Origin of the sequence: Halalkalibacter sp. AB-rgal2 (assembly GCF_041821005.1) — a bacterium.
GTDB lineage: Bacteria > Bacillota > Bacilli > Bacillales > Bacillaceae_D > Halalkalibacter.
In genome coordinates, this window is the sequence record NZ_JBGUAV010000048.1 from 1 (window position 1) to 6,742 (window position 6,742).

Genomic DNA, 6,742 nt, shown 5'->3' on the forward strand with positions numbered 1-6,742 from the left:
GAAAGAAAAGGAACAAAAATGTTAATCATTTTTGTTCCTTTTTTGTGAGATTACCGATACCAGCTTGCTCCTAGAATGATAAGCAATATCACTAATACAACAATTAACGCAAAGCCAAAACCGCTTCCACTTCCACAGCGTGGTGGTGGTGGACAACAGTAACCACCATACCATGGTCCATAGTAGCCCATAAATGACACCACCTTTCATAAGGTTATACTATACCTTATGTCAAACTGAGAAAAACGCACTGGGTAAACGTGGAATACACATAAAATACGAGTTATAACTTTATGATCATGAGCATAACTATTTATTACGGTTGAAGACAAGCTTCGTTATTAATGGATTGTTCTAAATAAACCTACAACCTTCCCTAATACGGTACAATTCTTCAAAATAATTGGTTCCATAGTAGAATTTTCAGGTTGTAAACGTATATAATCCTTTTCTTTAAAGAATCTCTTTACGGTTGCTTCATCATCTTCTGTCATTGCGACGATAATGTCACCATTATTAGCTGATTGCTGTTGACGAACAATGACCATATCACCATCATAAATGCCCGCTTCAATCATACTTTCACCAATAATAGAAAGTGCATACATATTATCATTTGAGGCTAAATGTTCTGGAAGAGGAATGTAATCATCGACATTTTCAACCGCTGTAATTGGGAGTCCTGCGGTGACCTTACCAATAACAGGCACGTAATTTGCCGTACGATCTTTCACGATAGCATCATGATGGTCTAGGTTTAGAACTTCAATGGCTCTTGGTTTTGTTGGATCTCGACGGATAATTCCTTTTTTTTCTAGACGCGATAGATGTCCGTGTACAGTAGAACTCGATGCGAGCCCTACAGCTTCACCGATTTCACGTACAGAAGGTGGATAACCTTTCTTCTTTACTTCTACTTTGATGAAATCTAATATTTCTTGTTGTCGTTTTGATAGTTTTGACAATAATCGCACCTCATTTCTTCAAACTTTAATAGCTAAATTATACCATGCGAACATATGTAATGCAAACGTTAGTTCTAAAATACGTGTTGACAAAAACAAGTGTTCGTATTACGATAGGTACACGAACAAACATTCTTATTAGAGGTGATTCACTATGTTATCTGTAAAACGTCTGTCAAAGCAAGAGTGGTTTATTGTGATTTGTGGGATTATCGCTTTATTATTTATGTACACATCGATTATGATTCCCTCATCCTCTAACTCTATTGAAGGAAATGAAGAAAAGCATGTTTTTGAGGAGCAGTATGAGCAACATGAATATCTCGTCTTAAGTGAGGATGAAAATGAGTGAAGAAAGCCGTTATTTATTGTCGTGTAAGTACGAATAAGAAAGAACAGCAAACGTCATTAGAAAGACAAGCTACCGAATTAATACGGTTTGCAAAGGAAAACGGTTTCGACGTTCGTGAAGTCGTTTCTGAAAAAGCAAGTGGGTTTCATGTAGATCGAGAAGGCATCTTACATATTCTTGATTTAGTAGAGAAGAGTGAGATTAACATTCTTTTAATTCAAGATGATACTCGCTTAGGGAGAGGTCATGCTAAAACAGCACTATTACATCATTTCAGAAAACGAGAAATATCCATTTTCACGGTACAAGATCAAGGGGCTGTATCATTATCAGAAGCAGATGAAATGATTTTGGACATTTTATCTATAGTGGAAGAATATCAAAGGAAATTACACAATAGTAAGATTAAGCGTGGGATGAGAAAAGCGGTTGAAAATGGCTACAGGCCTGAACAGAATTTGAAAAATCGTACACATGGTGGTAGATCAAAAAAGGATGTACCTATTGAGGAAATTATTCGATTACGAGAAAGAAAATTAACGTTCCACGATATAGCCGTTACATTGAAAGGTCTTGGCTATGATGTGTCTAAAGCAACGATCAATCGCCGCTATCAAGAGTGGGAACGGAAGCAGCCATAATCAAACCACTTGAAAGTATGTCAATCATTCGTGTAAAGTAATAGAAGTAGCAAAAAGGAGTGTTTGACATGCTTTCAAGTAAGCAAATTGAACGGATTAATGAGTTAGCAAAGAAGAGTAAAACAATTGGTTTAACAGATAAGGAAGCGAAGGAGCAAAAGCGGTTAAGAGAAGCGTACATAAAGACATTTCGTCAGTCATTTAAACAACAATTACATCAAGTAAAAGTTGTTGATGAAAAGGGAAATGATGTTACTCCAAAAGCGTTAAAAGATAGTAAAAAGAATTCATTGCATTAAATTAGCAAAGTTTGAGCGACTCTGGTCATTAAAATGGTAGTCTGTCCATTTTAATGACCTTTAGTTGTGCTATTCAACTATTTTTCTTGATCTCTTTAACGAATAAGATTTTTACGGTAAGAGATTTAATTTATGGCTTGTATGAATGAGTTAAACTCAATTATGCTAACAAAAAGATATAATTGAATATTGATTTGTACAAATGTTAATATATTAATATAAATCATTTTCTTTTTTCATTTTAAATGAATAATGCTTGTGAAAATGTTGCAGAAAGTATATCATGATAGACGTGAGTGAGTATTCTGTAAATTTAGGAAGGTAGGTAAAAAGAATGTCAAGACAAACGGAACAATTAGCAATTAATACGATTCGTACACTATCAATTGATAGTATTGAAAAGGCGAATTCAGGTCACCCAGGAATGCCGATGGGGGCTGCTCCAATGGCATTTAGTCTTTGGACGAAATTTATGAATCATAACCCATCTAACCCATCTTGGTCTAATCGTGATCGCTTTGTATTATCAGCAGGCCACGGATCGATGTTGCTGTATAGTATGCTACATTTAGCTGGTTATGATGTTTCTTTGGACGATTTAAAGGAGTTCCGCCAATGGGGAAGTAAAACACCAGGACACCCAGAATTCGGACATACTCCTGGAGTAGAAGCGACAACTGGTCCGCTTGGCCAAGGAATTGCTATGGCAGTTGGGATGGCAATGGCAGAGCGTCATTTAGCAGACACATATAATAAAGATGATTATACAATCGTTGATCATTTTACATATTCGATTTGTGGTGATGGAGATTTAATGGAAGGCGTTTCAGCAGAGGCAGCTTCACTTGCAGGTCACTTGAAATTGGGCAGACTCATTGTATTATATGATTCAAACGACATTTCACTTGACGGTGATTTGCATTTATCGTTCTCTGAAAGCGTTGAAGATCGTTATAAGGCTTATGGATGGCAAGTTATTCGTGTTGAAGATGGGACAGACCTTGATGAAATCAATCGTGCTGTCGAAGAAGCACAGCAAGACGAGCGACCAACGTTAATTGAAGTAAAGACGACAATTGGTTTTGGTTCACCTAATAAATCTGGTAAATCTGCTTCTCACGGATCTCCACTTGGTAAAGATGAAATTGCTTTAACAAAAGCTGCGTATGAATGGACTTTTGAAGAGGATTTCCATATTCCAGAAGAAGTGAAAGATTTCTTTGCATCTAAAAAGGCTGAAGGTGAACAGAAAGAACAGGAATGGAATAAGTTATTTGCTGCTTATAAGCAATCATACCCTGAGCTTGCTGAGCAATTTGAGCTAGCGCAAAAAGGCGAGCTACCTGAAGGATGGGATGCAGATCTTCCTGTATATGAAGCGGGTTCGAGCTTAGCTACTCGTGCATCATCAGGTGAAGTTCTAAATGCTATTGCGAAAAAGGTTCCTAACATTTTCGGTGGTTCTGCTGATTTGGCTGGTTCAAACAAGACATATATGAAAGATCTAGGTGATTATTCGCGAAATAACTATGCTGGGCGTAACATTTGGTTTGGTGTTCGTGAATTTGCAATGGGTTGTGCTGTCAATGGGATGGCATTACATGGTGGGGTAAAGGCATTTGGTGCTACGTTCTTCGTATTCTCTGACTATTTGCGCCCTGCGATTCGTCTTGCTTCTTTAATGAAGCTTCCGGTCGTGTTTGTCTTTACACATGATAGTATTGCAGTAGGTGAAGATGGACCGACACACGAACCTGTTGAGCAATTAGCCTCTTTACGAGCTATGCCAGGGCTTTCTATTATACGTCCAGGAGACGGGAATGAAACAGTAGCTGCCTGGAAAGTAGCAATGGAAAGTACGGATACGCCAACTGCACTTGTTTTAACTCGTCAAAACCTAAAAACATTAGCTAGTACGAAAGAACTTGCTTACCAAGGTGTGAAGAAAGGTGCCTATGTCGCTTCAAAATCTTCACAAGCTGAAGTTGATGCCTTGTTACTTGCTTCAGGTTCAGAGGTACCTTTAGCAGTTGAAGCGCAAGAAGCATTAGAAAAAGAAGGCATCCATGTGAATGTTGTAAGTATGCCAAGCTGGGATCGTTTTGAAAAGCAGCCTAAATCCTATAAAGATGAAGTGCTCCCTCCAAATGTAAAGGCTCGCCTCGGATTAGAAATGGGGTCCTCATTAGGATGGGCGAAATATGTAGGTGACCATGGCGATGTGATTGCGATTGATCAATTTGGAGCATCTGCACCTGGAGAAAAGATTATTAAAGAATATGGCTTTACTGTAGAAAATATAGTAGCTAAATTAAAAGTATTATTACAAAAATAAGAAATGCTTGAAGCACTTTAAACTAGTTGTTTCAGAGCGTAGACAAAACGCCTTTGAGAAAAAATTCTCAAAGGCGTTTTTACGTTATTTCCTATTTTCTGTAGGTGACATTGGAGGGGGGGTGTTTCTTCAGCACCCCATGATGTACGCAGACTCAATCGGATGCTGCAAAAACTCCGAGAAAACTGTTACAGTGATTGAACATGACAAGGATGTTATTAAAATTGCTGATCATATTGTCGATGTTGGACCGAATGCAGGTACAAATATTTCAATCAAAACCATCTCCATCTGCTTATCTTCCAACTTTTTTGACATCATTGCCTGTTCATCCCTGACGTTTTTCAGTTATATTAAGGGGGAAAACGGTCTGATGTCTTCTGATTTCAGAGGGTTGAAGATAAGGGAATTTCCATTACTCCTCTATTCAAAGCGGATGGGATGGGGGGCGATTCCTTCAGGAGGAAAGGGAAGGTCGAAATCCACCGGCATGCCGGTTAGTTCAACGCCCTCCTGCGGAAAGCGTTCCCCCCATCCCGGGAGCGAGGTCGAAGCGCCGTATCGTGGCAACTACTCAAAAAAACCCTCGACTGTCTCGCTTTTGCGAGACTTAGTCGACAGGCTGAAACTAATTGTTTAAAGTGCTTCTTTGTGTTAAGTAATTAGCAAAAAGTTCACTCTTCGACAAAACTAGTGATCCTCTGCTCCGAGTTCAGACAACTATTTTATTTCCTATCTCGTATACTGAAGGAAACAATAACGAGAGGGTGTCCATGAATGAGACAATATGAATTGTATATTTTTGAAGAAAGTGTTGCTCACCAGTATTATGGACAAGAATCAAAATTGTTTTATCTGTTTCTTGACTATGAAAATGCTTCACCAATAAAAAAAGAAGTGATTCGAAAACAAATCGAATATATTACAAAACCGATACCGACTTTGTTTGTTCAGCAAAAAATAAAGCAAGCCTTTAAACAGAACCAACAATATGAAAATCATAAGCAGACGAATGTTATTACGCTAAATTCAGGAGCGCAAGCAGAGTTAGTAATCGACAGTCAATCGATTCATGTTACCGCGAGCGGGACACCAGAGGTCGAAATGATGTTCTTTGAAGTATTGAGAAGCTGTGCACCTACCTTTTTTGCCTTTAGTATTGAAGAGTACCGATACGGTTGGTTGAAACCGATTCAACAATTAAAACGTTCTCAACCTTTATAAGTTTTTTTGATAAAGCCTTTTAAATCGAGAGTCATTAAGATATAATAGGAAAGGTATTTAGCAAGAAGGAGGACGTTGTACGCATGATTTGGCATATCCTTGGATATACACTTGCTGTAGTAGCAGGTATCGCAATTGGGTTTTTCATTGCACGTAAGACAATGATGTCATATTTAAAGAAAAATCCACCTATTAATGAACAAATGCTTCGAGTGATGATGATGCAAATGGGGCAAAATCCATCGCAAAAGAAAATTAATCAGATGATGAAAGCGATGCAAAAGCAGCAACAAACGAAATAACAATGGACGAGCACCTCCCATATAGAGGTGTTTTTCTACTTAATGTAGGGTGAAGATGTTAGGCTTGAAATGAGGTGAGCGCCATGAATGATCTATATATATGGGTGACAACGCTTGGTGCGATAGGAATGGCTACTATGGCGATCGTTATCCGCTTAAAGGCAATAAAACGTCCAGCGACGATAAAAAAAATTATTCTACCTCCAATGTTTATGTCGACAGGTTTTTTTATGTTTTTATACGAGCCGGCTCGTCCTGACCTCCTACAGGTCATTGAAGCATTAGCAGTTGGGATGTTTTTTTCAATTTTACTCATTAAAACATCAACGTTTGAAATCCGAAACGAGCAAATTTATTTAAAGCGTTCAAAAGCATTTGTTTTTATTTTAATTGGACTATTACTATTACGGATTCTTTTCAAATTAGTCATAGGTGACTCGATTTATGTTGAAGAGCTAGCAGGTATGTTCTTTTTATTGGCATATGGTATGATAGTCCCTTGGAGAATTGCTATGCTAGTGAAATACAGAAAAATGGAGAAAGAGTTAGATGAAAAGTCCTTTATACCAGCTCAAACATAAATAAATCTTATTATGAAAGACACCATTTCACTGAGGAAATGGT

The 6,742-nt window shown here is 37.9% G+C and carries 10 protein-coding genes; 8 read left to right on the forward strand and 2 right to left on the reverse strand.

Annotated features, from left to right (window positions below):
- Positions 1-50 precede the first annotated feature (50 nt).
- A complete protein-coding gene (locus ACERJO_RS20680; RefSeq protein WP_081727981.1) occupies positions 51-191 on the reverse strand; it encodes a YjcZ family sporulation protein in 141 nt (46 codons plus the stop codon).
- A 150-nt stretch (positions 192-341) separates the two neighbouring features.
- Positions 342-965 carry a transcriptional repressor LexA gene (lexA, locus tag ACERJO_RS20685; RefSeq protein ID WP_247104067.1) on the reverse strand — a complete coding sequence of 208 codons (624 nt, stop codon included), beginning with the start codon at positions 963-965 and terminating at the stop codon, positions 342-344.
- A 154-nt stretch (positions 966-1,119) separates the two neighbouring features.
- Between lexA and ACERJO_RS20690 the strand changes: the two genes are divergently transcribed.
- The 8 genes from ACERJO_RS20690 to ACERJO_RS20725 all read left to right on the forward strand — a co-directional run bounded on the left by ACERJO_RS20690 (position 1,120) and on the right by ACERJO_RS20725 (position 6,699).
- Positions 1,120-1,317 carry a hypothetical protein gene (locus ACERJO_RS20690; RefSeq protein WP_247104068.1) on the forward strand — a complete coding sequence of 66 codons (198 nt, stop codon included), beginning with the start codon at positions 1,120-1,122 and terminating at the stop codon, positions 1,315-1,317.
- Entirely contained in the window at positions 1,314-1,958 is a 645-nt protein-coding gene (locus ACERJO_RS20695) for a YneB family resolvase-like protein (protein WP_373648742.1), read from the forward strand. Before ACERJO_RS20690 ends, ACERJO_RS20695 begins: the two co-directional genes overlap by 4 nt.
- 68 nt (positions 1,959-2,026) lie before the next feature.
- Entirely contained in the window at positions 2,027-2,257 is a 231-nt protein-coding gene (locus tag ACERJO_RS20700) for a DUF896 domain-containing protein (RefSeq protein ID WP_247104071.1), read from the forward strand.
- Positions 2,258-2,591: 334 nt separating this feature from the next.
- Entirely contained in the window at positions 2,592-4,592 is a 2,001-nt protein-coding gene (gene tkt / locus ACERJO_RS20705) for a transketolase (RefSeq protein WP_373648743.1), read from the forward strand.
- Positions 4,593-4,599: 7 nt separating this feature from the next.
- Positions 4,600-5,232 carry a hypothetical protein gene (locus ACERJO_RS20710; RefSeq protein WP_373648746.1) on the forward strand — a complete coding sequence of 211 codons (633 nt, stop codon included), beginning with the start codon at positions 4,600-4,602 and terminating at the stop codon, positions 5,230-5,232.
- 137 nt (positions 5,233-5,369) lie between these two features.
- Complete coding sequence (gene sirA, locus ACERJO_RS20715; protein ID WP_373648744.1) at positions 5,370-5,816, forward strand: sporulation inhibitor of replication protein SirA; 447 nt, start codon at positions 5,370-5,372, stop codon at positions 5,814-5,816.
- Positions 5,817-5,899: 83 nt separating this feature from the next.
- Complete coding sequence (locus ACERJO_RS20720; RefSeq protein ID WP_247104075.1) at positions 5,900-6,118, forward strand: YneF family protein; 219 nt, start codon at positions 5,900-5,902, stop codon at positions 6,116-6,118.
- 83 nt (positions 6,119-6,201) lie between these two features.
- On the forward strand, positions 6,202-6,699 hold the full coding sequence (locus ACERJO_RS20725; RefSeq protein ID WP_373648745.1) for a CcdC family protein: 498 nt from the start codon (positions 6,202-6,204) through the stop codon (positions 6,697-6,699).
- The last annotated feature ends 43 nt before the right edge of the window (positions 6,700-6,742 follow it).